This is a genomic window from Roseateles sp. So40a, from assembly GCF_048081605.1.
In the GTDB taxonomy this organism is placed as follows: Bacteria; Pseudomonadota; Gammaproteobacteria; order Burkholderiales; family Burkholderiaceae_C; genus Roseateles.
On sequence record NZ_CP182288.1, the window covers coordinates 3,536,683 to 3,559,855 of the forward strand.

The 23,173-nt window shown below is 65.6% G+C and carries 29 protein-coding genes, 2 tRNA genes and 1 riboswitch; of the genes, 12 read left to right on the forward strand and 19 right to left on the reverse strand.

Annotated elements, in window-relative coordinates:
- Positions 1–31 precede the first annotated feature (31 nt).
- From cobA to ACNI65_RS16095, 3 genes are all read left to right on the forward strand, one after another.
- On the forward strand, positions 32–856 hold the full coding sequence (gene cobA, locus ACNI65_RS16085) for a uroporphyrinogen-III C-methyltransferase (RefSeq protein ID WP_416757926.1): 825 nt from the start codon (positions 32–34) through the stop codon (positions 854–856).
- A gap of 97 nt (positions 857–953) precedes the next feature.
- On the forward strand, positions 954–1,277 hold the full coding sequence (gene fdxA, locus ACNI65_RS16090; protein WP_416757927.1) for a ferredoxin FdxA: 324 nt from the start codon (positions 954–956) through the stop codon (positions 1,275–1,277).
- A gap of 66 nt (positions 1,278–1,343) precedes the next feature.
- Entirely contained in the window at positions 1,344–2,435 is a 1,092-nt protein-coding gene (locus tag ACNI65_RS16095; protein WP_416757928.1) for an NAD(P)/FAD-dependent oxidoreductase, read from the forward strand.
- Between the two features lie 87 nt (positions 2,436–2,522).
- Here the strand turns inward: ACNI65_RS16095 and ACNI65_RS16100 are convergent, their stop codons facing one another.
- Together ACNI65_RS16100 and ACNI65_RS16105 are read right to left on the reverse strand one after the other, a co-directional pair.
- Positions 2,523–3,101: a hypothetical protein gene (locus ACNI65_RS16100; RefSeq protein ID WP_416757929.1), complete on the reverse strand. Its 579-nt coding sequence runs from the start codon at positions 3,099–3,101 to the stop codon at positions 2,523–2,525.
- Between the two features lie 46 nt (positions 3,102–3,147).
- Positions 3,148–3,780, reverse strand: a complete 633-nt coding sequence (locus ACNI65_RS16105) for a hypothetical protein (RefSeq protein ID WP_416757931.1) — start codon at positions 3,778–3,780, stop codon at positions 3,148–3,150.
- Positions 3,781–4,146: 366 nt separating this feature from the next.
- Here ACNI65_RS16105 and ACNI65_RS16110 point away from each other — a divergent pair, with 366 nt between their 5' ends.
- The 3 genes from ACNI65_RS16110 to ACNI65_RS16120 are packed head-to-tail and all read left to right on the forward strand — an operon-like array spanning position 4,147 to position 5,617.
- Positions 4,147–4,680 (forward strand): DUF2199 domain-containing protein, encoded by a 534-nt coding sequence (locus ACNI65_RS16110; RefSeq protein WP_416763640.1) that lies wholly within the window; start codon positions 4,147–4,149, stop codon positions 4,678–4,680.
- Positions 4,681–4,688: 8 nt separating this feature from the next.
- Positions 4,689–5,303, forward strand: coding sequence for a hypothetical protein (locus tag ACNI65_RS16115; protein WP_416757933.1), 615 nt, complete (start codon positions 4,689–4,691; stop codon positions 5,301–5,303).
- A 50-nt stretch (positions 5,304–5,353) separates the two neighbouring features.
- Entirely contained in the window at positions 5,354–5,617 is a 264-nt protein-coding gene (locus ACNI65_RS16120; protein WP_416757935.1) for a hypothetical protein, read from the forward strand.
- Between the two features lie 15 nt (positions 5,618–5,632).
- On the opposite strand, the gene ACNI65_RS16125 is transcribed toward ACNI65_RS16120, so the two are convergent.
- Genes ACNI65_RS16125 through ACNI65_RS16140 form a run of 4 tightly spaced genes read right to left on the reverse strand, consistent with a single transcriptional unit; the run spans position 5,633 to position 7,484 of the window.
- Positions 5,633–6,199, reverse strand: coding sequence for a DUF1579 domain-containing protein (locus ACNI65_RS16125; protein WP_416757936.1), 567 nt, complete (start codon positions 6,197–6,199; stop codon positions 5,633–5,635).
- A 54-nt stretch (positions 6,200–6,253) separates the two neighbouring features.
- Positions 6,254–6,487, reverse strand: coding sequence for a hypothetical protein (locus ACNI65_RS16130; protein WP_416757937.1), 234 nt, complete (start codon positions 6,485–6,487; stop codon positions 6,254–6,256).
- Positions 6,484–6,861, reverse strand: coding sequence for a hypothetical protein (locus ACNI65_RS16135; RefSeq protein ID WP_416757938.1), 378 nt, complete (start codon positions 6,859–6,861; stop codon positions 6,484–6,486). The genes ACNI65_RS16130 and ACNI65_RS16135 overlap by 4 nt, the downstream gene beginning before the upstream one ends.
- Positions 6,862–6,917: 56 nt before the next feature.
- On the reverse strand, positions 6,918–7,484 hold the full coding sequence (locus ACNI65_RS16140; protein ID WP_416757940.1) for a DUF2878 domain-containing protein: 567 nt from the start codon (positions 7,482–7,484) through the stop codon (positions 6,918–6,920).
- Positions 7,485–7,630: 146 nt separating this feature from the next.
- Positions 7,631–7,737: riboswitch (TPP riboswitch) on the forward strand.
- 82 nt (positions 7,738–7,819) lie between these two features.
- Between ACNI65_RS16140 and ACNI65_RS16145 the strand changes: the two genes are divergently transcribed.
- The 3 genes from ACNI65_RS16145 to ACNI65_RS16155 all read left to right on the forward strand — a co-directional run bounded on the left by ACNI65_RS16145 (position 7,820) and on the right by ACNI65_RS16155 (position 10,333).
- Positions 7,820–10,042: a TonB-dependent siderophore receptor gene (locus ACNI65_RS16145; protein ID WP_416757942.1), complete on the forward strand. Its 2,223-nt coding sequence runs from the start codon at positions 7,820–7,822 to the stop codon at positions 10,040–10,042.
- Positions 10,043–10,078: 36 nt separating this feature from the next.
- Positions 10,079–10,154, forward strand: a tRNA-Asn gene (locus ACNI65_RS16150).
- 103 nt (positions 10,155–10,257) lie between these two features.
- A tRNA-Asn gene (locus ACNI65_RS16155) sits at positions 10,258–10,333 on the forward strand.
- 197 nt (positions 10,334–10,530) lie between these two features.
- Here ACNI65_RS16155 and ACNI65_RS16160 read toward each other — a convergent pair.
- The 10 genes from ACNI65_RS16160 to ACNI65_RS16205 all read right to left on the reverse strand — a co-directional run bounded on the left by ACNI65_RS16160 (position 10,531) and on the right by ACNI65_RS16205 (position 17,848).
- A complete protein-coding gene (locus tag ACNI65_RS16160; RefSeq protein ID WP_416757944.1) occupies positions 10,531–11,607 on the reverse strand; it encodes a hypothetical protein in 1,077 nt (358 codons plus the stop codon).
- Between the two features lie 952 nt (positions 11,608–12,559).
- On the reverse strand, positions 12,560–13,054 hold the full coding sequence (locus ACNI65_RS16165; RefSeq protein WP_416757945.1) for an SLATT domain-containing protein: 495 nt from the start codon (positions 13,052–13,054) through the stop codon (positions 12,560–12,562).
- A 123-nt stretch (positions 13,055–13,177) separates the two neighbouring features.
- Positions 13,178–13,792: a hypothetical protein gene (locus ACNI65_RS16170; protein ID WP_416757947.1), complete on the reverse strand. Its 615-nt coding sequence runs from the start codon at positions 13,790–13,792 to the stop codon at positions 13,178–13,180.
- Entirely contained in the window at positions 13,789–14,106 is a 318-nt protein-coding gene (locus ACNI65_RS16175; protein ID WP_416757948.1) for a hypothetical protein, read from the reverse strand. The genes ACNI65_RS16170 and ACNI65_RS16175 overlap by 4 nt, the downstream gene beginning before the upstream one ends.
- Before the next feature lie 7 nt (positions 14,107–14,113).
- Complete coding sequence (locus ACNI65_RS16180; protein ID WP_416757949.1) at positions 14,114–14,800, reverse strand: hypothetical protein; 687 nt, start codon at positions 14,798–14,800, stop codon at positions 14,114–14,116.
- Positions 14,801–14,824: 24 nt separating this feature from the next.
- On the reverse strand, positions 14,825–15,283 hold the full coding sequence (locus ACNI65_RS16185) for a cupin domain-containing protein (RefSeq protein WP_416757950.1): 459 nt from the start codon (positions 15,281–15,283) through the stop codon (positions 14,825–14,827).
- Between the two features lie 36 nt (positions 15,284–15,319).
- Complete coding sequence (locus tag ACNI65_RS16190; RefSeq protein WP_416757951.1) at positions 15,320–15,913, reverse strand: PEP-CTERM sorting domain-containing protein; 594 nt, start codon at positions 15,911–15,913, stop codon at positions 15,320–15,322.
- A 174-nt stretch (positions 15,914–16,087) separates the two neighbouring features.
- Entirely contained in the window at positions 16,088–16,552 is a 465-nt protein-coding gene (locus tag ACNI65_RS16195) for an ExbD/TolR family protein (protein ID WP_416757953.1), read from the reverse strand.
- Between the two features lie 109 nt (positions 16,553–16,661).
- On the reverse strand, positions 16,662–17,297 hold the full coding sequence (locus ACNI65_RS16200) for a hypothetical protein (RefSeq protein ID WP_416757954.1): 636 nt from the start codon (positions 17,295–17,297) through the stop codon (positions 16,662–16,664).
- Positions 17,270–17,848, reverse strand: coding sequence for a VPLPA-CTERM sorting domain-containing protein (locus ACNI65_RS16205; RefSeq protein WP_416757955.1), 579 nt, complete (start codon positions 17,846–17,848; stop codon positions 17,270–17,272). The genes ACNI65_RS16200 and ACNI65_RS16205 overlap by 28 nt, the downstream gene beginning before the upstream one ends.
- A gap of 217 nt (positions 17,849–18,065) precedes the next feature.
- Between ACNI65_RS16205 and ACNI65_RS16210 the strand changes: the two genes are divergently transcribed.
- On the forward strand, positions 18,066–18,701 hold the full coding sequence (locus ACNI65_RS16210) for a DUF4124 domain-containing protein (protein ID WP_416757957.1): 636 nt from the start codon (positions 18,066–18,068) through the stop codon (positions 18,699–18,701).
- Between the two features lie 133 nt (positions 18,702–18,834).
- On the opposite strand, the gene ACNI65_RS16215 is transcribed toward ACNI65_RS16210, so the two are convergent.
- Positions 18,835–19,605 carry a YoaK family protein gene (locus ACNI65_RS16215; protein WP_416757959.1) on the reverse strand — a complete coding sequence of 257 codons (771 nt, stop codon included), beginning with the start codon at positions 19,603–19,605 and terminating at the stop codon, positions 18,835–18,837.
- On the reverse strand, positions 19,602–19,997 hold the full coding sequence (locus tag ACNI65_RS16220; protein ID WP_416757961.1) for an RT0821/Lpp0805 family surface protein: 396 nt from the start codon (positions 19,995–19,997) through the stop codon (positions 19,602–19,604). The genes ACNI65_RS16215 and ACNI65_RS16220 overlap by 4 nt, the downstream gene beginning before the upstream one ends.
- 89 nt (positions 19,998–20,086) lie before the next feature.
- Between ACNI65_RS16220 and ACNI65_RS16225 the strand changes: the two genes are divergently transcribed.
- A complete protein-coding gene (locus tag ACNI65_RS16225; protein WP_416763641.1) occupies positions 20,087–21,148 on the forward strand; it encodes a linear amide C-N hydrolase in 1,062 nt (353 codons plus the stop codon).
- 30 nt (positions 21,149–21,178) lie between these two features.
- Here the strand turns inward: ACNI65_RS16225 and ACNI65_RS16230 are convergent, their stop codons facing one another.
- A complete protein-coding gene (locus tag ACNI65_RS16230) occupies positions 21,179–21,586 on the reverse strand; it encodes a response regulator (protein WP_416757963.1) in 408 nt (135 codons plus the stop codon).
- A 187-nt stretch (positions 21,587–21,773) separates the two neighbouring features.
- Here ACNI65_RS16230 and ACNI65_RS16235 point away from each other — a divergent pair, with 187 nt between their 5' ends.
- Positions 21,774–22,772 (forward strand): hypothetical protein, encoded by a 999-nt coding sequence (locus ACNI65_RS16235; RefSeq protein ID WP_416757964.1) that lies wholly within the window; start codon positions 21,774–21,776, stop codon positions 22,770–22,772.
- Positions 22,773–23,173 lie beyond the last annotated feature (401 nt).

Here is a 23,173-nt window from a genome sequence, read left to right on the forward strand (position 1 = left end):
CCCAGCCCTGGACATCGACCGGGAGACCGCCATGGGACGCGTCCTCTTCGTCAGCGCCGGACCCGGCGCCGCCGACCTGATCACCCTCCGCGGCGCGCGCGCGCTGGCGCAGGCGGAGGTCGTGCTGTTCGACGCCCTGACCGATCCGGCGCTGCGCGAGCTCGCGCCGCGGGCCCGGTGGCTGGACGTCGGCAAGCGCGGTTTCTGCCACTCCACCAAGCAGACCGCGATCAACGCGGCGCTGGTGCGCGAGGCGCTGGCGCATGAGGTCGTGGTCCGGCTCAAGGGCGGGGACGCGAGCGTCTTCGGCCGGCTCGAGGAAGAACTGCAGGCGCTGGCCGAGGCTGGCATCGGCTACGAGATCGTGCCCGGCGTGACCGCGGCGATCGCGGCGGCCGCGCAGACCGGCCGGCCGCTGACGCGGCGCGGCGCGGGCCGCAGCGTCGCGTTGACCACGGCGATGACCCGCGAGGGCGAGCTGCAGGCGGCCCGGTCCGCCGACACCGAGGTGTTCTACATGGCCGGGCAGCAGCTCGCGGCGCTGTCGCGCCGGCTGCTGGCCGCGGGCTGGGCCGGGGACGCGCCGGTGAGCGTCGTCTCGCGCGCGGGCTGCGCCGATGCGCTGGCCAGCGAGCACACGGTGGTGGCGCTGGGCGCCGCGTCGATGCTGCACCAGGGCCGGCCGACGGTCGTGATCGTCGGTGCCGGGGCCTCGCCGCTGGGTCAGGCGCGGGCGCTGCCCCAGGCATCGGCCACCGATCCGGGGGTGGGTTTGGGCGAATATGCGACGGATTCCGAGGCCCAAGACCTTGGGCCGCGCGGGCCTCAAGCCCAGGCGCAAACCCTGAACGTTTAAAATCTTCCGTTTTCCGTCAGCGCCGACCGAGCCGATCTGCCAGGGCAACGCTGAATTTCGAGGGCCCCAAGTCGGCCCCGCCACTAGAAGAGCCGCTATGACCCACGTCGTCACCGAAGCCTGCATTCGCTGCAAATACACCGATTGCGTCGATGTCTGTCCCGTCGACTGCTTCCGCGAAGGTCCGAACTTCCTGACCATCGACCCCGATGAATGCATCGACTGCGCGGTCTGCATCCCGGAGTGCCCGGTGAACGCGATCATGCCGGAGGAAGACGTGCCCGGCGATCAGCAGATCATGATCAAGCTGAATGCCGACCTGGCGAAGAAATGGCCCAGCATCACCAAGCGCAAGGCCGCCCTCCCGGACGCCGAGGAGTGGAAGGACAAGACGGGCAAGATCGATCAGCTGGTCCGCTGACCGATCTCCTCATCCCGCGGCGCCGCAGCCTGCCGGCGACCGCCCCACACAAGAATGGAAACGCAAGTGACTGAAGCGACCTCCGCCCCGCACGCGGGCGTGATCGAAACCGATGCCGTCATCGTCGGCGCGGGCCCGGTGGGCCTGTTCCAGGTCTTCGAGCTGGGCCTGCTCGAGATCAAGGCTCACATCATCGATTCGCTGGCCTATCCCGGCGGTCAGTGCATCGAGCTGTATCCGGACAAGCCGATCTACGACATCCCGGCGCTGCCGGTGGTGACGGGCAAGGAGCTGACCGACAACCTGATGAAGCAGATCGAGCCGTTCGGCGCGACCTTCCATCTGGGCCAGGAGGTCACGACCGTCGAGAAGCAGGAAGACGGCCGATTCTTCGTCGCGACGAGCAAGGGCACGCAGTTCCTGACCAAGACCATCTTCATCGCGGGCGGCGTGGGTTCGTTCCAGCCGCGCACGCTGAAGGTCGAGGGCATCGACAAGTACGAGGGTTCGCAGGTGCATTACCGGGTGCGCAACCCGGCGCAGTTCGCCGGCAAGAACCTGGTGATCATCGGCGGTGGCGATTCGGCGCTGGACTGGGCGCTGAACTTCTGCGGCGGCAATGCCGACGGCAACCCGCACAAGGCCGAGAGCGTGATCCTGGTGCACCGTCGTGACGGGTTCCGCGCGGCGCCGGCGTCGGTGGCCAAGATGAAGGAGCTGTGCGACGCGTACGAGATGCAGTTCATCGTCGGTCAGGTCAACGACCTGGACGAAGGCGAGGATGCGCTGAAGGGTCTGAAGATCACGGGCGGCGACGGCGTGACGCGCGTGGTGCCGGCGGATCAGGTGCTGGTGTTCTTCGGTCTGTCGCCGAAGCTGGGCCCGATCGCCGAGTGGGGCCTGGCGCTGGAGAAGAAGCAGATCCAGGTCGACACCGAGAAGTTCCAGACGAGCGTGCCGGGCATTTTCGCGGTGGGTGACATCAACACGTACCCGGGCAAGAAGAAGCTGATCCTGTCGGGCTTCCATGAAGCCGCGCTGGCGGCGTTCGGCGCGATGCCGATCATCAACCCGGAAAAGCGCGTGCACCTGCAATACACGACGACCAGCCCGAAGCTGCACAAGGTGCTGGGCGTGGAAACGCCGGTGTTCGACTGAGCGCGACAGAGCGTTCTCGCACCCGACAAAAAAGCCCGCCTGGCGCAAGCCGGCGGGCTTTTTCCTTGCGGGGTTAGCCGCTGCGGCTCAGCGCGGTGCGGAGGCGCCGGGCAGCGGCGCCGGAGCGACCGTCGTCGTCGCGGCGGGAGCCAGCGCGGCGCCCAGGCGCATCAGGTCGACGTGTTTCAGGAAGCCGGCCATGCGTTGGCCGACCGCGGGGTTGTTGGTCAGCTCCTGCATCGCGAGCTCGCCGAGCTGGCCGAACGCCGTCTCGATGCCGTTGCCGCCCTCGCGCGTCACTTCACGCGTCTGCTTCAGGCAGGACTCGGCCATCAGGCGCGTCATCAGCTGACCCATCGTGCGGTCGATGTCCGTCAGGTCGGCGTCGCTGGCCGAGGCCAGGCGCTTGATGTCAGGGTGCGCGCCCATGCCGACGAAGACCCAACGCGCCAGGTCCTTGCGGTCCTTGCCGGTGGTGTTGTCGGCGAGGCAGGCCGACAGCGCGGCCACGGCCGGGGTGGTCATGCGGGGCGTCGGCGCGGCGTGGGCCAGCGTGGCGCCGCCGATCAGCGCGGTCAGGAACAGGGCACGGGACAGGGGGCGGATCGAGATCATGGCGGTGGGCAGTTCGTCTTCGGTGAAGGCCGCGACGTTAACCGGATCCATCGACCGAATCGGCCCCGATGCGGCGCGCGCGCCACACCCTGAGGGGCTAGAGGCCCTCGCCCGCCGCGCTCCCGCCAAGGACATCACGCCCCATCAGGTGATCGACAGCGGCCACGGTGGATGCCGCCTGCAGGAAGAACGCGGTGCGCGGATGCGGGTCGAGACAGGTCGCCCGGATCGCCTCGGGGTCGCGGTGCCGCTCGAGGTAGGGTCGCACGTGGTCCTCGACGAAGGCCTGGATCTCCGGCAGCGCGAGCGCCAGTCCCTCGTGGCCGAGCACTGGCCAGTCCACGCGGTAGGACAAGGGCCACGACTTGCTGAAAGGACCGATGTTGGCGGACCACATGGCGATGGTCTGGGGCGCGTGAGGGGATGGCGTGTCCGCCGGGCCGAAAAGCGCGGCGCGGCTGCGCTCCACCGCATGGTGGGTCAGGCCGAACTCGAGTGTGAGGATGTTCTTGCCGCGCTGGACCTGGACGAAGTGATCGGCGGTCGGGTCGGCAAGATGGAAGAGGTGTTTGGCGCGCAAGTGCCGATAGCGCGGCAGCAGCGGCTGCAGGGCGTGGGCGACGGCGGCGTGGATGTCCGTCGCGCTGACGTGATCGCCGGCCGCGTAGGCGTCGCTCCATGCGACGAGGTCGTCGCCGCGATGGGCGAACGCGGGCGGCGCGGCGTTCACGGGAAGCCGGCTCAGTTCGGCTTGTTCTTCAGCTTGCCCTTGGGCATGACGGCCGTCATGGGAGCGACGGGCCGATCAGAGACGGACGAAGAGGATTCCTTGGAAGAACCGCTGTCCTTCTTCGGCTTCATCTTGGCCTTGTCGTTGCGTTGTTCACCCTTTGGCATGTTGCTGTTCCTTCAGAAGTCGATGACGTCGTCGGCCGACACCGGCGCGCGACAGCGCGGACTCTACTACCGGGCGAGCGCGCGTGGCGCGTCCTCCCACTTCCGGAGGCCTGGATGCAACGCCCCATTGGGGGAGTCGAGGCGGCAGGACGGGGACGCGCGGCTAGACTCGCGGCCATCTTTGATAGACCGATGCGCCATGGCTGGGATCTTTGCGTTCAAGTGCCGCAGCTGCGGCGATGTGCATGAGGGCTCGCCCTCCTTCGCCTTCCGCGCGCCGGATCCGTATGTGAACCTGAGCGCCGAGGACAAGGCCAGCCGAGCCACGCTCGACAGCGACGTGTGCACGATCGCCTACGAAGATCAGACGGATCGATTCATCCGGGCGGTGCTGGAGGTTCCCATCCATGGCCAGGAGGATCCCTTCCTGTGGGGGATCTGGGTATCGGTGAGCGAGAAGAGCCTCCAGCGCTATCTCGACACGCTGGATGACCCGGTGCCTGGCGATGGGTTCTTCGGGTGGCTGTCCAATCAGATCGGGATCTATCCGAGCGCGGACATGCGGCCGGCCAATGTGTTCATCCAGCAGGAGGGGGACCGCCCGAAGGTGGTGATCCACACAAACGGGCGAGAGAACGACCCGCTGGTGATCGATCAGCAGAACGGCATCTCCGTTGAGCGCGCGCAGGAGCTGGCGGAGTTGGCGATGCATGGGCAGGGGCGCGAGGAGTGAATCAGCTCATGCCAGCCTTCCAGATCGCCATCGACGGCGAAGACCTCGCCACCGTCAGCACCGACGGGCTTCGTGTGCTTGCCGTTCATCTACGCGGGGACAGGTCGGACGACGCTTTCGTGACGGTGCGACTCGACGGCACGACAACAGAATCGGAATCCCTGACGTGGCTTCACGATCTGGAGATTCGAACGGCCCAGACCGTCACCCTGCGCTTCCTGGAGACGGGTGAGACCTCGGCGCGCGGCAAGACGATCGACGAGCTGTACCCCGACGACGAGGAGGATGTCGACGAAACGGGAGACGGCGAGTCTGACGAGGAGCTCTCACCAACCGCGATGCTGGCCGATCTGCAGGCGCGACCGCTGCTCCGCGACGGATACGGTCTGAAGCTTCAGCTGGCTGAAGGCCAGTCGGTGGAGAGTCGCACCACAGCCGAGGAACACGGTTTTGGTCTGACCGTTCTCTGGAATCAGATGCGCCCGGAACGGGTCAGCGTCGCGCTGAGTTGCCACACCCTCGAGCAGGCGGTCCATCGCTCCCCGAGTCGTGAACTGGCGCGGGACTACGTGAGCGCGCCGGGGGAGATTCGGCTGCAGGTAAGAGGCCCCTGCTTGGCCTGACCGCGGAGCACATTTCGCTCAAACCCCGCTGTACTTCGATCTCGACTCAAATGGGCCTCGCATTTCTCCCGTGGGAACGACTGCCCGCCTACGTGCTGGGCGGGTTGCTCATCGCGCTGGGCGTCGTGGGATTCTGGCCCTCCGAGAATTCCGCCAAAGGCGACTGGATACTCGCCGGCGCGATGACCGTGGGCGGATGCGCGCTGATCTGGCGTCGCTATGTCACGGGCCGAGAGCCGCTCTGGAGCGACGAGCGCAATGACGCGCGATTTGGACCGATCAGGTCAGAGCAGACGCCCTCCGATCCGCAGTGAAATCACCGCGCAACATCACGCGACGCGCTCAAACCTCATCTCCCAATTCGTCTCCCACGTCTCGCCGCCATTGGCGGAGAAGGCTTGGGCCCACGTCGGCGATTCAAGATCGCGCTTGTCCCAGATGAACCGGATGCGGATGGGACGTCCATCCAGCACGTCCTCGGCGAAGAACTGGCCGACGCCATTGTCAAATCGCCCTCGCACTGGCACATCCAGCGCATGCGGCGCGCGGCCGTCGAGCCACCAGATGGCCCACTGGCCCGACGTCGGATCGAACGACCGGATCGCCGCGGCCCGATAGAGCCCGCTGGGCAGGTCGAGCTCGTTGTCCTCCACATTGCCCGCGCCGCCCAGGATGGGCCGCGTCGAGCATCGACCCTTGAAGCTCGTCCAGGTCTCGCACCCGGTCAATCGGCTGTCGAGCCGGCGGTGATGAACGATCCAGTCGCCGAATTCGAAATCGAAGTCGGCGGCGCCTGCGGAAACAGTGGTGGACATGGGAGCCTCGCGTCGTTCGTGGGAACGAGGCGAGTGTCCGGACCGTACGACCGAGTCCTGGCAGTAGGACGAAGTCTTCAAAGCGGCTTGGCGCAGCGTCAGAGGCGCGCTCTTTGGCGCCCTGCCCACTTGGCCTTAGAAGGGCGTGCGATCGAAGTTGGCGACACCGGGACCGAAGACCTCCACGGCCTTCGTCTTCACTGCTTCCAACGTCATGCGAAGCTCGATGAGGTCATTGCCATAGTCGGCGACCTCGTCTTCATCGTCCGAGGTCTGGCAGATGTTCGCCCACTTCGCGTCGAGCTCTGTGAGCGCTTCCAGAATCCGCTGCGCCTGCCAGTGCGTGAGTTCCAGCCCTAAAGTCTTCATGCTTGCTTGCCCTGCTTGAAGAAGACGCGGAATGCCTTCACGCCGACTTCCTCCAGTAGCCCCTTGAACTTGTCCATGGGCATGTTAACGGCGGGGCAGATCATGTAGTGGCCCTCGTAATCGCTGACCAGCTTGAGTCCGGAAGGCATCGGCGTGGTGGCATTGAACTGCCATACCCAGCCGCTCATGTCCCTTTTTTCCAGCTCTTTCTCGCTGAACACGCTGACACCGCGACCATTGGCGACAACGACGATGATGTCGTTGACCTTCGTCCAGTCAACGTCGCTTGGCCGCACATTCGCGATCTTGGGACTGCTGGAGTTCCCGAGCCGGAACACGTCTTCTGGGCAGATGTAGAACGATTTGGGGAACACGGGCACCTCCTTGAGGCCGCCGAGTTGATCGCTCGCTCCGATGGGAAGCCAGTGACCTAGGTCAAACGTATCTGCCTGTCACCGTAGGCTTGAGAGCACCGACCCAGCATCCAGTGAGCTGACTCGGTCAGGACCGGCGTCAGCACGGCCCACCCCACTGCGAGGATCAGCAGCGCCGATGTCTGATCGGTGAAGTTGCCGGCGCCCAGCCGAACGGCGGCGAGGTAGGACAACGGGCCGCCCACCGCCCCAAGAACCGCGGCCAGGAACGGTCTCCCGTGCAACCACGAGAGCGGCGAGCAAAGCAGCGTCGCGAACAGCGCCCAGAGCGCCAGGATCCACAGCGGCGCCAGCCATGGGAACGCACCGGGCGACGCATAACCCACGACGCCAAAGGCGATCATCGCGGTGTCCCATCCCAGCCCGAGAATCACGGCCATTGCGATCAGGGCGCACTCGATCGCTCGCGCATCGCTGAGCGCGAGATGCAGGCCGACCACCACGCCCACGCACGCCACGCCGGCAACGACCTGGCCATGCGCCGCCCCCAGCACACAGGCCAACCACGCCAGCTGAAAGACGGCGAACTGAATCACGATGCGCAGGGCGGCTCGTGCACGCATGGGCATTTCCAATCGACCTGTTCCAGGCTTGCTGAAGGACCTTCTTCTACGCATCCATGCGGGGATCGGTTCACTGCTTCTCGAGGGGGTGCGGAGGCTCCATCGCCCAACCGCTAGAATCCACAACGCTCGCCGGCCCGTCCGGCGAGTTTCGCTAGGGGTGCTGCGCCTTCGATTCATCGACGCGCGGCTGAGAAAGTCCCTTTGAACCTGTTGAGGTAATCCTCGCGCAGGGAAGCATGCCTTCGACACGCCCTCGTGTCCTCGCACGCCGCCTTCTCATCGGCGTGCCCGGTTTGCCGACCTGCCATCGTCTTCCTGGCTTCGGCACATCGATGGCAACTTCGTCCACGCTCCACTCCTTCCCGCTGCATCGCCTCGCGACCGCGCTCGTCGCCGGCGGCCTCGCCCTGCACGCGTCCGCCCAGTCGACCCCGCCCTCCCCCGCCGCGGCAGACTCCCCCTCGTCCACGCCGGCCACCTCCCCCGCCCTCCCCAGCGTGGTGGTCAAGGGCAGCGCTGACGCCCCCGTGATGGTGGGCGGCTTCGGTGACACCCCCATCGCCAAGCTCCCCCTTCAGGCGAGCGTCGTCAGCGCCGAGCGCCTTACCGACCGCGGTCTCATCAGCCTCGCCGGGCTCTCCGTGATCGACGCGAGCGTCGGCGACTCGTACAACTCGGCCGGCTACGTCTCCTACCTGAAGATCCGCGGCTACGACCTCGACAACCGCTTCAACTTCCGCCGCGATGGCCTGCCCATCAACGCCGAGACCGCCCTGCCGCTGTCCAACAAGAGCAGCCTCGAAATCATGAAGGGCACCTCCGGCATCCAGGCCGGCACCAGCGCCCCGGGCGGCCTGGTGAACCTCGTCGTCAAGCGCCCCACCGTCGAGCTCACCAGCCTGACGCTCGGCGTGAGCGAACGCGGCACCGTCGAGACCGCCATGGACTGGAGCCGCCGCTTCAGCGACGGCCACGGCAATGACAAGGCCTTCGGACTGCGCGTCAACGTCGCCGCCGCGAAGCTCCGCCCCGAGTTGCGCGACGCCGACGGCAACCGCTGGATGATGGCCGTCGCCGGCGACTGGCGCGTCACGCGCGACACGCTGGTCGAAGCCGAGGTCGAGGTCTCGCGTCAATCCCAGCCCAGCCAACCGGGCTTCAGCCTTCTGGGGGATCGCCTCCCCAATGCGAAGGACATCGACCCGCGCATCAATCTGAACAACCAGTCCTGGAGTCAGCCGGTCGTCTTCGAAGGCCGTACCGCCTCGCTGCGCATCCAGCATCAGCTCAACGCGGACTGGAAGCTGCAGGCGCATGGCGCGATCCAGCGCCTGGTCACCGATGACCGCCTCGCCTATCCGTTCGGCTGCACCGCCGGCGACGGCACGTATTACCCGAGCACCTACTGCCCCGACGGCACCTTCGACCAGTACGACTTCCGCAGCGACAACGAGCACCGCAACAGCGACGCGCTCGACCTGTCCGCGCAAGGCAAGCTGACGCTGGCCGGCATGCAGCATCAGGTGAGCACCGGCGTGCTGTTCTCGCGCTACAAGAGCCGGCTGCAAGGCCAGGCCTACAACTGGGCGGGCACCGGCAACATCTGGGGCACGCTGCCCACGGTGGCCGACCCGACGCTGGGCTCGACCAACACCAACCGCACCGAACGCAGCACCGAGTTCTACCTGCGCGACGCCGTGCAGCTCAGCGCGCAATGGCAAGGCTGGCTGGGCGTGCGCCACACGCGCCTGGATCGCGACTCGAAGCTGGTCAACGTGCAGCCGGGCAACGAGAACGCGCCCACGAGCTATCGCCAGTCCTTCACCACGCCGTGGCTGGGTCTGAGCTACGCGATCAATCCGGACCTGCTGGCCTACGCAAGCTGGGGCCAGGGCATCGAATCGGCGGTCGTGCCCAACCTGCCGGTCTACGTGAACGCCGGCCAGCCGCTGCAGGCGATCCGCAGCCGGCAATGGGAGATCGGCCTGAAATCGGGCAGCCGCACGGTGGATTGGTCGGTCAACTACTTCGACATCAGCAAGCCCGCGACGAGCGATGAGGATGTCGGCAACAACCGGCTGCGCGCGCGCCTGGATGGGGAGCAGAACCATCGCGGTGTCGAGGCGCAGGCCGATCTGAAGTGGACCGGCGGCGGCCTGATGGCCAGCGCGATGAAGCTGCATGCGCGCCGCGAGCGCGCGAGCGATGCGTCGATCAACGGGCTGAAGCCGACGAACGTGCCGGAGACGACGATCAAGCTGCAGGCGCGGCAGAGCGTTGGCGTGCCGGGGCTGGACCTGATGGCGGGCGTGGTCTACGAGGGCAAACGGATGGTGCTGCCGGACAACTCGCTGTCGATCCCGAGCTGGACGCGGCTGGACCTGGGCGCGCGCTACGAGCAGAACGTGGGCCGGCAATTGCTGATCTGGCGTGTGGGCGTGGACAACGTGACGGACCGTCGGGCGTGGCGCGAGTCGCCTTACCAGTACGGTCATGTGTACCTGTACCCGCTCGCCAATCGCACATGGCGTGCTTCGGTGGAGTGGGTCTTGTGAGCCTCTAGTTTTTCTGTGTATACTCTTAGGCTCTGATCCCCGATAGCTCAGTCGGTAGAGCGCCGGACTGTTAATCCGTAGGTCCCTGGTTCGAGCCCAGGTCGGGGAGCCAAGATCAGATGACGAAGGTCTTCGGACCTTCGTTCTTTTTAAGCCAGAGTCCGACCGAAGACACTGGCCCAAGAATTCAGATCGATAGGATCTGAGCAGACTTTTCCTCGATAGCTCAGTCGGTAGAGCGCCGGACTGTTAATCCGTAGGTCCCTGGTTCGAGCCCAGGTCGAGGAGCCAAAACTGAAGCCCCGCATCGCAAGATGTCGGGGCTTTTTCTTTGGGCGCGTCAGAGGAATCGCCTCATTCATCGAATCAACGGGACAACTGGAGAAAATCAGCGCAAACGCCAGCCGGCGCCGATCCTGCAGAAGATACGTTGATCCAGACGACCGAGCAGTCAATTCGTCGTCGCGACGACGATCAAAGGTGCAGCATCACTGCATATAAACCTTGACTGTGAACTTAACGCCGAAAGGCCCAAAGTCCGGCAGCGAAGACAACTTCACACTTTTCTCAGAATCCACTGCCGTAGCGGGATAAAGGGAGACTTTACAACCGCCATCCGCAGTTGCTCCACGCTCGACTTGTACATTCACCTGCGATGGCTGTCCATTCGACTGATCCTCGACCACCCATGCCGCAGAACACGCCTTCGGTGGTAGCGACCTGAAGAGGACGTCGTATCCGCTCCCAATCCTTACCGGTGGATCGTGCCTCGCGTTGTTAATCAGATACTTCAGATCATCGACAATCTTTGAAATATTCCTTTTAACCGGATCAAGAACATCACCAATAATATAGGTATCGAATGAGTCAAATGAGGCTCTATACGCCACCGAGGTCGACGCGTCACCAGAAGTTCTAACTGATACGACGCCGGCGCCAAGGGCAGAATCTCCGGAGATATCCGCCTTCCCTTGCATTGAAGAACTGCTGCTACTGGCATACCAAAGCATGTCCAACTCCCGAGCCACAACCGCTTCGGTGGCGCCAGAAACTCCAGACACGAGACCAGCCTCCGCAACAATTGCCCAGAGAATATCCGCTCGTACTGAAGAAGACTGCGGCAAGACTCCAGCAGGTGAGATATTCGGGTATAGGGCGATCGCTACTGGCGAGAACACCGAAGCACGCGCAACCATCATGGACTGCTTCTTATCCAGAGCACTTGAAGCGTCGACTTTCAGATTAACAACCGGAGCCCCGGCCGCCACTGCGAAATTCAAGTACCACGCGCAGTTTAAGTTGTACGCCCCGCGTGGAGATTTACTCGAGTCGACCCAGGCCAATGGAGATTCCGCCACATACCCGAGAGCCCCCACGAGCGGCTTACCAACATAGGAAGACTGACTGGCATCATTTGGATTCTTGATCACAAAAGAAACCGTATGGAGCACTGCCTGAGCCTTGGTCCCTCCTACCTTTACGGGCTTTATGGAGGAATCGATTTCAGCAAGCCTTATGACGTCTGCAGGAACAATAATCTTCTTGTCTTCCAGAAACCTCTTCATGGCGTCACTGGAAATGCAGCCATTCTTTTTGAAGAAATCAACTAGATCCGTATTAAGATTGGCTTCCTTGGGAGTTGGTTCGTTCGGTGAAGGTTGACGGACTAAACTTCGAAAGAAGTTCTGGTAAGTCGCCAAGCTAAACAGATCCACTTGGCAGAACGCTGGCTGCGACCATGCAGTCGCACACATGACCACCGCAAGTCGAAAAGCCGAATGGGCACGCATCATTACCCTCCATAGAGCGATCGCTCGATTCTTGGGGCAGGTCCGGCCAGCGCCCATGTAGGTATTCCCCGAGTTCTACGTCTCCCATCATCAATACTGATGACGAAACTTGAGTGAGGCTGATCGCCGCCAAGCCTTCTCCAAACGCAGCATCCAGCGCGCCGCCCTCGATGCCCAGACCGCAGAGACACAAGCAGTTGAACGCGCCTACGCCATCCAGAAGGTGCACCCACTGATGGCCAACATAGACCTGACGGTCGAAGACCTGTCCATGAGCGCTCTCCTAAGGCAGGCAAGAGCGCACAAGCCCATAGCCGGGGGCCACGACCACAGCGACTCTTGGAGCGGCGTGAGAACCTGACTGCGCTTAGCCTTCGATAGAGAAGGTCAGAACAGCAGCAGCTGTGCCGTCGGGTCGTCCAGCAAAGCAAGAGAGCAGCTAGAGGACGTAGGAACTTCTACCTTTAACGCCGATGAGCATTCGGGGGAACTGCTCGATCATCGAGCTCCGCTCGTTCGGCCGCAGCTAGTGCAATGCCAGCAACAGGGCGGCAATTTGCTCATCCTCGCAATAGAAGTACGCAGGCGGCGCGCTCAGCGCTTGTGCGAGAGCCTGCACTGTCTGAACCGGCGGCTTATGGGCGTCTGACTCGTAGTAGCTGATCCGCGCCCTGCTGGTCTCGGCGAGGCGAGGCGAGCACTGCCTACGCGGCCGGGGCTACGAGCGCTACCTATCCCACCGACTCAGGTCCTCGTGGTTGGCAATCTCCTTGTGAACCTTCTTGGGGATATGAGGCATCTCCGCCGAGAGCGCGTCGAGCCGCTCTCGGATCGGCGTGAGGTCCAGGAGCGTTGGCTCTGCTCCCATGGTCATTTGCTCAAGTTGACGGCCAACCGCGTTATATCTCGCGCCGGCGATTCGATGACGTTCGGCGCGATCCTGAAGCCCCATATTCGAGGCCAAAACGGCAAGTACTGCCGAGACGACGCTTAGCAGACCGGTTCCCACCTTCATCCAAAGCTCCGTCTGTCCCTGCAGCGTCACAAACACGGTCGTTCCCACAATCGCTGACAGAGCGGCAGCGCAATTGGATAGAAGCCGATGACGAGAAGCCAACAGCTCGGCCATTTTGTAATGCCCCACCGCAACGGCGGAGCTGCGCCGATACCACTCGTCCAACACGTTTGCTGGCGTTCCCAATGGCTGCTTATGTTCCGTCATGCTATGTCGCTCGGATGTTTCTATGGTCAGGATTTTGCCGTTGCGTGCAATGCAGTCAGCGAGCGAGCGACGGGAGGTCTGTTTGGCGAGGAGGTCGTCGAGTCGTGCGTTCTCGCCCTCCGCTCACCACTCGACCCAGCAAACCACACTGGCGACGACCAGCATCAGCACGCTCCACGCAGTGACCGTGATCCAGCGATACCAGAAGCCGCCGGGATCATGTGATCGCCGCACCACCCGGCCAAAGCCGGTGCCGAACTTTCCCCGCACCCAGCCCCAGAGCGGCAACAGCGCGCAACTGCCCGCCCACAGCAGCCAGATCACCGCGATCGCCGGGCGACGCCACATCCCCGCCGTCAGGCCGAACGTCACCGCGATGAACGTGGCGACAGCAGTCAGCGCGATGCAGGACATCGCAGCCCACTGGGATGCCGTCATCGCGACCGGCGAATCCAACAGACTTGGGAGATTGCTTGGTGGACGTTTCCAGGCCCTCACCGCCAGGAAGACGATGGCGCTCAGGAGAGCGAGATGCGCGAGCGCATGAGCGACCACCATCCCCGGCGCATCGGCCCAGGTGTAGGACCGTCCCGCGGAGAACCTGCCGAACTCGACCATGCGACCGTCCGCCAGCCCCATCAGCAAAGCCAGTGCGTAGACCAGCGCCAGTCCCGCGAGAGCGGCGGCGCAGAGCATGGCAAGCAGGCGACCGTGGCGCATCGCGGCGAAGCGCTTCAACCCCGCCACGCCCGCGTGACTCTCACCTGCTGAACCGCCAGCACCGCCAGCGCCAGGACATTGCGTCCCAGTGCCAGCCCATGCAGACCTCGCGCGACAAGGCCGATCAGCCCGACCCCGCCGCCCACGCGCACCATCGTGACCTGCCAGGCCAGCTTGAGGTAGCCGTTGATCGTGAGCAGGATCAAGCCCAGGCCCAGCGCGTCGCCAAGCATGAGCAAGGCGCGCAGTTCCGGGTTGGTCACCAGCAGCAACACGCCCAGGAGTGCCATCTGCGCGGATCGCGTGCGCATCAGTTGGAGGAGCTTGCGCATCACGGCCTCACCCCTTCACCACGCCCGCGTCGCGCAGCGCTCGCACCAAGCTTTCACCGAAGATCTTCCGCTTCTCAATCTTGTCCTTCTCCTGGGCTTCCTTCGTGAAGCCCGAGCCGCCCGGATACAGCCGCGTGCGGCCCTTCCACAGCGTCTCGCGCGTGGCGAGCTCGGCGATCTCGATGTTCCAGAAGAACTCCGTGCCCGTCGTCGTGCCGGACTTGGCCGACTCCATGCTCACGATCACCAGATGACTCGGCCGGATCGGCGCAGGACTGAACTCGCCGCGCTCGGACATCAGCCGGGCGCGTCCCGGAATGCCGTGCGCCACGAGCGCCTCGGCGGCGGCTTGTCGCATGTCTCCCATCGCCGACTTCAGCGCCATTTCGACGCCGTACATCGCGCCGACGTTGGTGGTCGTTGGGCCAAGAAAACCGCCCAGCCCTTGCTGCATCAACTGCGGCTGATCCGCGAAGATCACATCCACCGACTGGAATGCCACCCGCTCGCCGGACACCACCGTGCGTTGACCCGTGACTTCATTGAACGCGCAGCCCGACAGGCCCATCGCCACGACCAGCGCGGCCGCCATCAGTTTCCGAAACATGAACACTCCCTCGAGATTTGTGGGCGCGATTTTCTCAAGGGCGATGGGATTGGCCGTGTGCAGGACTGCCCACTTGAGGGGGCCCACTCCAGGGGCGTTGCGTGCTGGCGACTAGCGTTCGATCGGGGAGCCGTCAGCGCGTGTGAATCGCCGCGCTCCCCCCTCGTGATGCATCACCACGTCGTGATCGGGATAGTGGACGGTCCCTGACGAGGCTCGATGGCCGACGACGAGAACCACCGCATCGATCGCGGAGCGATTCTCCAGGCAGTGCGCCACCGGCGCCCTGGCCGCCCAGGCCGCGGCATCGCCGGCATGAAGCAATGACTCCTCATCCTCCACGAGGACCAGCTCACCGGCGAGCACGTAGACGAATTCATCCTCGGTCTCATGCCAGTGCCGATGCGAGGACCGCGAGCCCGGCGGCAGCCGCTCGAGACGAACGCCGAGTTGCGTCAAGCGCGCTTGGTCACCAAGCACCAGCTCGGCATACGGGCCATCGTTCTGCCCGGTCAGGCGATTGGCAGCACCAGGGTGCTCGGCCCAGCACGCAATGTTGAGCTTGGGCATCGCGCTTGGCTCATCGCGCTTCGATCACATCGAGCATCAAGTCGCCAAGGTGGCGCTGGGCGATCGGTATCGCCAAGCCCCGCCGAGCGCCGCCAGCCCCAGCACGAGCAGCACCGCCGAAGCGGGCTCCGGCACCGGCGGCGGCGCGACGTAATGGATGTTGGGCCCGATCACCATGCCGAAGTCCAGCGGCAGGTTCTCCGGGCCCATGGTCGTCGAGGCCCAGATGAAGTAGTTGTTCTGCCCCGACGTGTCCGGCGCCTCGGTCGACGTGAACCAGAAGTCGTACTGCGCCACCCCGGTCACCGGCGTCAGCCCCGACCACATGTAGAAGGTGCCGTTGACGTTGATGTCTTCCCGATACCAACCGCCTGACGCGATCTGCAGACGCCACCCCGTGTTGCTTCCATACGAGGGCGGTCGGGGCAGGAGCGGGTCACCGCCATGCTCGGCGAGGATCGCGAACTCGACAAAGTCCGGCGACGGCAGATCCGTCGCGTCGATCGAGTAGCGGTAGGTGTAGAGCCCGCTCTGCTGATCGAAAGTGACGCCGCTCGTCACCAGCGAGGCGGCAAACACGCTGCTGCTCAACCAGAGCAGGCCAGCCACGCAGGCACGCAGCAAGGTCATCGCGATCTCCCGAGGTTATGCGGACACTAGCGAGGCACGACTCCGGCTTCAAGCACTCGCGCGCGTGGCCGCCATGAGCAGGGCTCAAGCGGGCGGGAACAGGGGACAGGCGCGATGCCATGGGCCGATTGGCGCCTCAGCGGGCACGTGGCTCGCCCTGCCCGCCGCCGGCGATCACTCCGGTCTGAGCTCGCTCGGCGGCGTGAACGTCAGGATCTCGCGATCATCCAGGCCCACGGAGACGTTCTGAACGCCCAGCCGCTGCGCGGCGGCGAGCACGGCCATCAACGCACCGTAGTCGGTGGCCTGCGCCGGCATCACATGGACATCAGGCTGATCGCGCGGCGGCATTTCACCGATGACCTTCAACCGGGCCTCGACCGCAGCGCGGCCGACCTGCGGCTCACCGTCCCACGTCACCATGTTCTCGCGATCGATGCGCACGGTGTGGAGGGGCGGCGGCACGTAGTCGCTCGGTCGAAGCGTGCAGAGGATCAGGTAAGCCACCTCGTGCATCGGCCGCGGGATCGCGGAGATCCACACCGCCGCCAGCGCGAGCGCCACCGCGCACAGCGGCGCCATGACGACCGACGACAGCTGCATCGGCTCTGCTGAATCCGGGATCTTGATCGCGTGCATGGCGGCCCTCCCCGAGCGCTCGTGGCAATGGCCACGATCTTCTTCGAATGCAAGCGCTCTTCGCCTCCGCAGAAACCTGAAGGGATGGAGCGCGCCTGCGGTCGGTTGCTCAATGCGACAACCGACTCTTCCTCCACGCCAGGTAGCTGCCCAGCTCCTTGAATGGGAGGAAGCCCTCGTCATCGGGATCTGCGGGCGGATCGATGACCTCGACGAGGTCCACCTCCGTCGCCGCGCTCTTCTCACCGAGCGCCACGTCCAGCATCAGCAGCAGCCCGTTGGCGAAGTCCTCTTCCTGGTCGTCGTTGAATCCGGCGATCGCCATGCGCAGGCCCAGCACCTCGGGCGCGTCGGGGTCGACCAGCGGCTCGAACCAGATCTCCTCCGGGTCCAGCTCCAGACCGCGGTAGCTGATGCTGAACTCGAAGCCCATCGGCGGCTTCAACGCCACCGGCGTCCAGCCCGGCAGCTCCGGCGCTACGGCCACCATCGCCTCCACCAAAGGGAACAGCGCCCAATCGCCCTGCGCGGTGATCACCAGCTCACGTTCGGGGTCTTCCTCGCGCTTGGCGGAAACCTCGAACCATAGGCCTTCGTGCAGCGCCTGGAGCCGCGCCAGCAACTCGTCCCAGAACGGATCGTCCGGGGTCTCGAGCGCATCGAGGGACTGCTGGTGCGCGGTCAGCCAGTTCCAGAAAGCCTGGATCTGCTGGGGATTCAGGTCGACGTCGAGGGGGTCTTGCATCCCGACACTCTATAGCGGCGCACGGCGATCAGCGCGATCAGCCCCGCCACCAGCAGCGTGACACCGGCCGGCTCGGGCACCGCCGACGTGTCGGTGATCGTCAGACGGGCGCTGCCGCCGAAGGCCCAGCGATTGACGTCGTTGCCGCCGACGGTGCCGTTGTAGACACCGGCCTGCGTGAAGAAGCCGCCATCGGGCTTGCTGGCCGGCGTGAACAGCAGCGAGGAGCCATCGAAGACGAAGCGGTTGTCGGCGACGAAGCGGGCGTTGCCCGTGTCGTCGTTGAAGGCCCACCAGCCGCCGTTGCTGTTGCCGACCTTCGTCACCGAATAACCCAGCGACGTCAGCTGAGGATCACCGGCGATGGGAACAAGCGTGAACGCCGAGGCGGTGACGTAGTCCGCGAAGCTCAGCGAGATCGAGAAATCCTCGTGCCGGTCGAGATCGAAGAAGTCAAACACGTAGTTGACCGCCGCCTGCGCGGGGATCGCGGTGGTCAGCGCCAAGGCGGCGGCAAACGTCGAGAGGGCAGTCTTGAGGGTTGTCATCATTGGCGGTGGGGAAATCCAGCGGCGGAGTGTCCCCGCTCCCGGGCGACTTCCCGCGGGGGAACGCCACTCGGATGGGGGATCGCCGCCATCAAGCCCTGGCCCGTGGCTTTTCCTGTCGCGTCATGGCATCGTCTCGATGTCGTTGCCATTCGTTGCCACCGGTCTGTCAACAAGGACCGGCCCCAACGCGTTCGACGGGATTCAGGGAGACAAGCACATGCACAAGATCCATCTCGGAATGGCAGCGCTGCTGCTGGCCTTCGGCGCGACGGGCAGCGCGCAGGCGCAAGTCTGGAAATGCACGATCAACGGCAAGGTCCAGTACTCGGACCAGCCCTGCCCCACCCAGGGCGAGCAGCTCAAGTCCCACGCGCTGCAGGGCAACGTCATCGACACCTCCGCCGACCGCGCCGCCGCTGAGCGTCAGGCCGCCGAGCGCACGAAGGCCGAGGCCGGCGCCAATGGCGACCAGCCCGGCCGGCCCGGCACGGCGCAGGCGCCGGCCAACGTCTGCCCGAGCGACCGCGACCTCACGGCGATGGAGACCAAGGCGAATTCGATCTCGCTGAGCCCCGAGGCCAAGCGATTCATCCAGGACGAGGTGCGCCGCGCCCGCCAATGCCAGAAGGGCAAGGGCGTCTACACGGCGGCCGACTGGGACATCAGCAAGCAGGCCGTGGACGCGCAGGGCAACCTGACCGGCAGCGCCGACGCGCGCAGGCGCGCCGAGGGCATGCACAGCGCGGCCGATGCCGCCGAGGCCGACCGCATCGCCCGTCAGCGCGAGGCCGATCAACGCGATGCCGCCATCCGGCGCGCTCGCGGGGAGACGACGATGGGAAGCTCGCGCTGAGCCTCGCTACCCCCCTCTCCCGCTTGCGGGAGAGCAACCGTGTCAATCGGTGCGCCTCAGGCCCCCTCGCCCGCGAAGCGGGAGAGGGCGGGGGTGAGGGCTCGGGGCAGGGCTCGCTGTCGATCACGAGCCCTCACGGGCTCGCCGCCACCCGCCCGAATAGCCCGCGCCATCGCCCCCAATCCTTGACCACCGGCGGCAGCGCGAGCACGAACAGCACCGCCGCCAGCGGGATCACGCAGCCGAAGCCCAGGTGCTTGAACCCGAGCGCCCCGGCCACGCCGCCCAGCACGAAGGCCGCGAGCAGCCCGCCCGCGCGCATCGCCCGCTGACGGTCATGCCGCACCGCCACGCGCTGCGGCGCCGGATGGCGATTCCAATAAAGCATCTTGCCGAGCTCCATCCCGAGGTCGGTGATGTTGCCGGTCATGTGGGTCGTGCGCACGCTGCCGCGCGAGGTCTTGGACCCCACCGCGTTCTGCAGACCCATGATGAACGCCAGCAGCAGCACCGTCAGCGGCACCGCGAACGGCGTGTGCCAGCTCAGCGTGATCGCGCCCATCAGCCCGAACGGAAACAGCAACGCAGCCTCCAGCATCAACGGCAGCGCGTACACGCTGCGCAGCCCATGCCGGCGCGCCCAGTTCACCAGCACCGCGCACACCGCCGCGCCGGTCAGGAAAGCCAGGATCGCGCCCAGGGCATTGAGCACCAACGTGCCCTGCCCCAGCACCGCGCCATCCGCGAGCTGCGAGGCGAAGCCGGTCATGTGTGACGTGTAGCGCTGCAGGACCAGGAAGCCGCCCGCGTTCACCGCGCCAGCGTTGAACGCGAGCAGCAACCCGAGCGCGCGATTCGTCGACGGCGCGCGATGCCGGCTCGTCAGGTGCAGCAGGCGCCTCACCGGGCTGCCGTCAGCGCCCAGCGGCCCTCCGCGGACTTGCAGGCCATCCAGACCGAGGACTTCTCGGCCCGCTTCTTCGACGACACCCAGACCCGCACCCGCTTGCAGGCGCGGCCATCGGCGGTCTGGCTGCGGTTCAGTTCCTGGAAGCGCCCGGCGGCGCCGGTGGCCGGATTGCTCCAGCTGACGAGCTCCGGCGGGCCTTCCGCGTTCAGCGTCTTGCCGGCCGCGGTCAGGAACATCTGGAGGTCTTCTTCATCGAAGGATTCGGCCGGCGTGTTCTTCAGCGCGGCCACCCAGCCCGCGGCCTGCGCGGGCGCGAGGGACACCGCACCCCACATCAAGGCAGTGGCGACGGCGACGGACGGGAACGAAAACAGGCGACGTTTCACGGCTCCTCCCGGTGGCAATGGCAGTGCGGGCCATGATACGGTTCATCCATCGTTCCAGGGAGGACACGATCATGCGACTCCAAGCTTGGATGACGGCGCTCGCGGCCACCGCGGCGCTCCTGGGCACCTCGCTCGATCAGGCCGCGCTCGCCTGCACCCGCGTCGTGTACCTCGGCCCCGACGGCAACGTGATGACCGCCCGGTCCATGGACTGGAAAGTGGACGTCGCCACCAACCTCTGGATCTTCCCGCGCGGCATGCAGCGCAACGGCGAGGCCGGGCCCAACTCCCTCACCTGGACCTCGCGCTACGGCAGCGTCATCGCCAGCGGCTACGACATCTCCACCACCGACGGCGTCAACGAGGCGGGCCTCGCCGCCAACGTGCTCTGGCTGGTCGAGTCCCAGTACCCCGCCTACGACGGCAAGAAACCCGCGCTGACGCTCGCGGCCTGGGCCCAGTACGTGCTGGACCGCTTCGCCACGGTGCAGGAGGCCGTCGACGCGCTGCGCCAGGAGCCCTTCATCCCCGTCACCGACAACGTCCCCGGCGAGCAGCGCATCGCCACGCTGCACCTGTCGCTGTCGGACGCCAGCGGCGACAGCGCCATCGTCGAGTACATCGACGGCAAGCAGGTCATCCACCACGACCGCAGATACCAGGTCATGACCAACTCGCCGACCTTCGATCACCAACTGGCGCTCAACGCCTACTGGCAGCAGATCGGCGGCACGGTGATGCTGCCCGGCACGAATCGCGCGTCCGACCGCTTCGCGCGGGCGAGCTTCTACATCCACGCGATCCCGCAGTACCGCGATCCGGACCTCGCGCTCGCCGCCACCTTCAGCGTGATCCGCAACGCGTCGGTGCCCTTGGGCATCACCACGCCGGATGAACCCAACATCTCGTCCACGCGCTGGCGCAGCGTCGTCGACCACAAGCGCCGCCTGTACTTCTTCGAATCGGCGCTCACGCCCAATGCGTTCTGGGTGGACCTGCGCAAGGTCGACTTCTCCGCGCAGACGGGCCGGGTGAAGTGGCTCGCGCTCGGCGAGCATCAGAAGAACGTCTTCGCCGGCGAGGTCTCGGCGCAGTTCAAGGAGAAGGCGCCGTTCCGCTTCCTCGGGCTCTCCAAGCCGCCGGGCGCCTGAATCGGCCCGGACGATCGACCTGCGGCAGGCTCAGCTGCCCAGCGGCGCGGGCGCGCTCGACGCACCCATGAGCTTCACGCCCAACCGCGTGAGCGTCGTGTGCAGGCGGTTGAAGTCGATCGGCTTGACGAAGTACTCGTCGAAGATCAGGTCCTGCGAGGACTCGAAGTCCGTGTTCAGCGGGGTGCCGCTCACCGCGATCGCGACCAGCGCGGGCAGGCTCACCTTGAGCCGCCCCGCCAGGTGACGCCCGTCGGCATGCGGCATCGCGATGTCGGTGATGAGGATGTCCGGCTCCCATTTCAGTCCGATGCCGATCGCTTCCAGGCCGGTGCGCGCGGCGCGCAGTTCGACGTCGTAGACGGTGAGCAACTCGCTGAGCAGGTCCAGCGAGTCGGGGTGGTCGTCGGCGACGAGGACCTTCAGGCGGGACGACATGGGCAGGTTCGGGGGGCGAGGATCATGGGTCGGGCGCCGGAGGAGCCGGCGGGCGATTCTGACGTCGCCCGGGCGGAGCAATCGGCGAGCCCGGCCCCGGGAGCGTGAAATCTGCCGCTCGCGCTACGGGCAAGCCCTGCCCTGGGGCGGATGGGCGATGCTCGCGCGCTCGCGAATAATCGCGCCCATGACAAGACTTCGAATGATCGGCAGCCTCGCGCTGCTCGCAGGGATGGGGATGATGACGGCCGCGCAGGCCGAGTCACCGATGGTCGAGCAGAGCGGCCGCACGGCGCTGCGGACCTTGCAGCTCGTGCTGGCGCCCATGGCGGGCGGCAAGATCGAGGCGGCGGGACAGGCCTGCATCAATGCATTGCCCAAGGACGCTTATTACGGTCCCATGCGCCAGGCCTTCGATCGCTACAGCCTCGAGGACCAGGCCCAGCTGGACGCCTTCGCGGAATCGCCTATCGGGCGCAAGGTCGCGTTGCTCGGCGAGCTCAGGGCCTACGAGGCCATGCGCATCCCGCTGCCTGAGCCGATGGTCCCGTGGACCGCGGCGGACAAGGCCGCCCTCGAGGAGGCGCGCAAGCAGCCGGCGGTGAAGACCTATCTGGAATCGGGCGGATTCACCAACGCCCCGGACGCGAAGACGACGATCGACGCCAAGACCCGGGAGCTGGTGCGGGGGTGCAACGTGCGTGCGATCGCAGCGCCCAAGCCGGCACCGGGCGCGTCGGCGCCGAAGTATGTCGTCGCGAGTGAAAGCCGCGATGCAGCCACGGGCGCCATCGGCACCGCCAACTTCATCCAGGGCCGCCTCGCCGCGCAGTGCCTGAAGCTGCTCAATCGTCCGGAGACGCCGGAGCAGTACGTGCTGGCGTGGCGCAAGCGCAATGCGCCCTTCCCCGATGCAGCGGCGCATTACATGGACAAGCGGCTGGCGGAAGCCAAGGCGCTGGAGGGTGACGGGAAGGCCGATGCGGTGATGCGCGAGCTGATCATGTCGGTGCGTTCCAGCGGGACCAAGACCGTGGACGACATGCTGAACAGTGATCCGGATCGCACGGCCGCGTGCAAGCGGGCGATCGACCTGGCGGACGTGGGCGCGTTCGACCTCAACCAGAAGCTGCCGATCTACATCGAGCTGCGCGCGTTGGCCGAGTGGGTGAAGGCGAATCCGTGAGGGATGTCGCGGGGTGGTGATGCCAATCGCCCACGTGGTGATTGAGGCGTGAAGGCCCTGCCTTTCGTCAAGAAGCCGTCACACGAGCTGGGCAGAATGCAACGCATCCGAGGCAAACAACCGGCTGCGACATAGGGCAGAAAGCTGGAACCCGTCACCAGCGTCGCGGATACCCTCTTCCGAAGGCCACCCGATGGGTGGCCTTCTTCATTGCGGATTCCGCGCAGTAGCCGGCAATCCCCCGCCCGCAGGCTTTCGATCAGGGTTTCCACCCAGGCGCGTCGCGCCCGCCCATCACCTTCGGTAAAGAAGATTGAAAGTCAGCGCCTGCCTTCGTCACGAAACGTACAGCGTGCGATCCTTTCGTCCATTCCGCGATGTGTCCGCCTCGACACGCCCCG

What these genes read in the sequence shown, in the direction of transcription:
- ACNI65_RS16140 (WP_416757940.1), bottom strand. Translation starts at nt 7,484, where the DNA reads ATGCGTGCACGAGCCGCCCTGCGCATCGTGATTCAGTTCGCCGTCTTT.
- ACNI65_RS16110 (WP_416763640.1), top strand. Translation starts at nt 4,147, where the DNA reads ATGGCTGGGATCTTTGCGTTCAAGTGCCGCAGCTGCGGCGATGTGCAT.
- fdxA (WP_416757927.1), top strand. Translation starts at nt 954, where the DNA reads ATGACCCACGTCGTCACCGAAGCCTGCATTCGCTGCAAATACACCGAT.
- ACNI65_RS16190 (WP_416757951.1), bottom strand. Translation starts at nt 15,913, where the DNA reads ATGACCTTGCTGCGTGCCTGCGTGGCTGGCCTGCTCTGGTTGAGCAGC.
- ACNI65_RS16185 (WP_416757950.1), bottom strand. Translation starts at nt 15,283, where the DNA reads ATGCCCAAGCTCAACATTGCGTGCTGGGCCGAGCACCCTGGTGCTGCC.
- ACNI65_RS16130 (WP_416757937.1), bottom strand. Translation starts at nt 6,487, where the DNA reads ATGAAGACTTTAGGGCTGGAACTCACGCACTGGCAGGCGCAGCGGATT.
- ACNI65_RS16120 (WP_416757935.1), top strand. Translation starts at nt 5,354, where the DNA reads ATGGGCCTCGCATTTCTCCCGTGGGAACGACTGCCCGCCTACGTGCTG.
- ACNI65_RS16115 (WP_416757933.1), top strand. Translation starts at nt 4,689, where the DNA reads ATGCCAGCCTTCCAGATCGCCATCGACGGCGAAGACCTCGCCACCGTC.
- ACNI65_RS16145 (WP_416757942.1), top strand. Translation starts at nt 7,820, where the DNA reads ATGGCAACTTCGTCCACGCTCCACTCCTTCCCGCTGCATCGCCTCGCG.
- ACNI65_RS16195 (WP_416757953.1), bottom strand. Translation starts at nt 16,552, where the DNA reads ATGCACGCGATCAAGATCCCGGATTCAGCAGAGCCGATGCAGCTGTCG.
- ACNI65_RS16100 (WP_416757929.1), bottom strand. Translation starts at nt 3,101, where the DNA reads ATGGATCCGGTTAACGTCGCGGCCTTCACCGAAGACGAACTGCCCACC.
- cobA (WP_416757926.1), top strand. Translation starts at nt 32, where the DNA reads ATGGGACGCGTCCTCTTCGTCAGCGCCGGACCCGGCGCCGCCGACCTG.
- ACNI65_RS16165 (WP_416757945.1), bottom strand. Translation starts at nt 13,054, where the DNA reads ATGACGGAACATAAGCAGCCATTGGGAACGCCAGCAAACGTGTTGGAC.
- ACNI65_RS16200 (WP_416757954.1), bottom strand. Translation starts at nt 17,297, where the DNA reads ATGCAAGACCCCCTCGACGTCGACCTGAATCCCCAGCAGATCCAGGCT.
- ACNI65_RS16235 (WP_416757964.1), top strand. Translation starts at nt 21,774, where the DNA reads ATGACAAGACTTCGAATGATCGGCAGCCTCGCGCTGCTCGCAGGGATG.
- ACNI65_RS16225 (WP_416763641.1), top strand. Translation starts at nt 20,087, where the DNA reads ATGACGGCGCTCGCGGCCACCGCGGCGCTCCTGGGCACCTCGCTCGAT.
- ACNI65_RS16210 (WP_416757957.1), top strand. Translation starts at nt 18,066, where the DNA reads ATGCACAAGATCCATCTCGGAATGGCAGCGCTGCTGCTGGCCTTCGGC.
- ACNI65_RS16230 (WP_416757963.1), bottom strand. Translation starts at nt 21,586, where the DNA reads ATGTCGTCCCGCCTGAAGGTCCTCGTCGCCGACGACCACCCCGACTCG.
- ACNI65_RS16160 (WP_416757944.1), bottom strand. Translation starts at nt 11,607, where the DNA reads ATGAAGAGGTTTCTGGAAGACAAGAAGATTATTGTTCCTGCAGACGTC.
- ACNI65_RS16205 (WP_416757955.1), bottom strand. Translation starts at nt 17,848, where the DNA reads ATGATGACAACCCTCAAGACTGCCCTCTCGACGTTTGCCGCCGCCTTG.
- ACNI65_RS16175 (WP_416757948.1), bottom strand. Translation starts at nt 14,106, where the DNA reads ATGCGCAAGCTCCTCCAACTGATGCGCACGCGATCCGCGCAGATGGCA.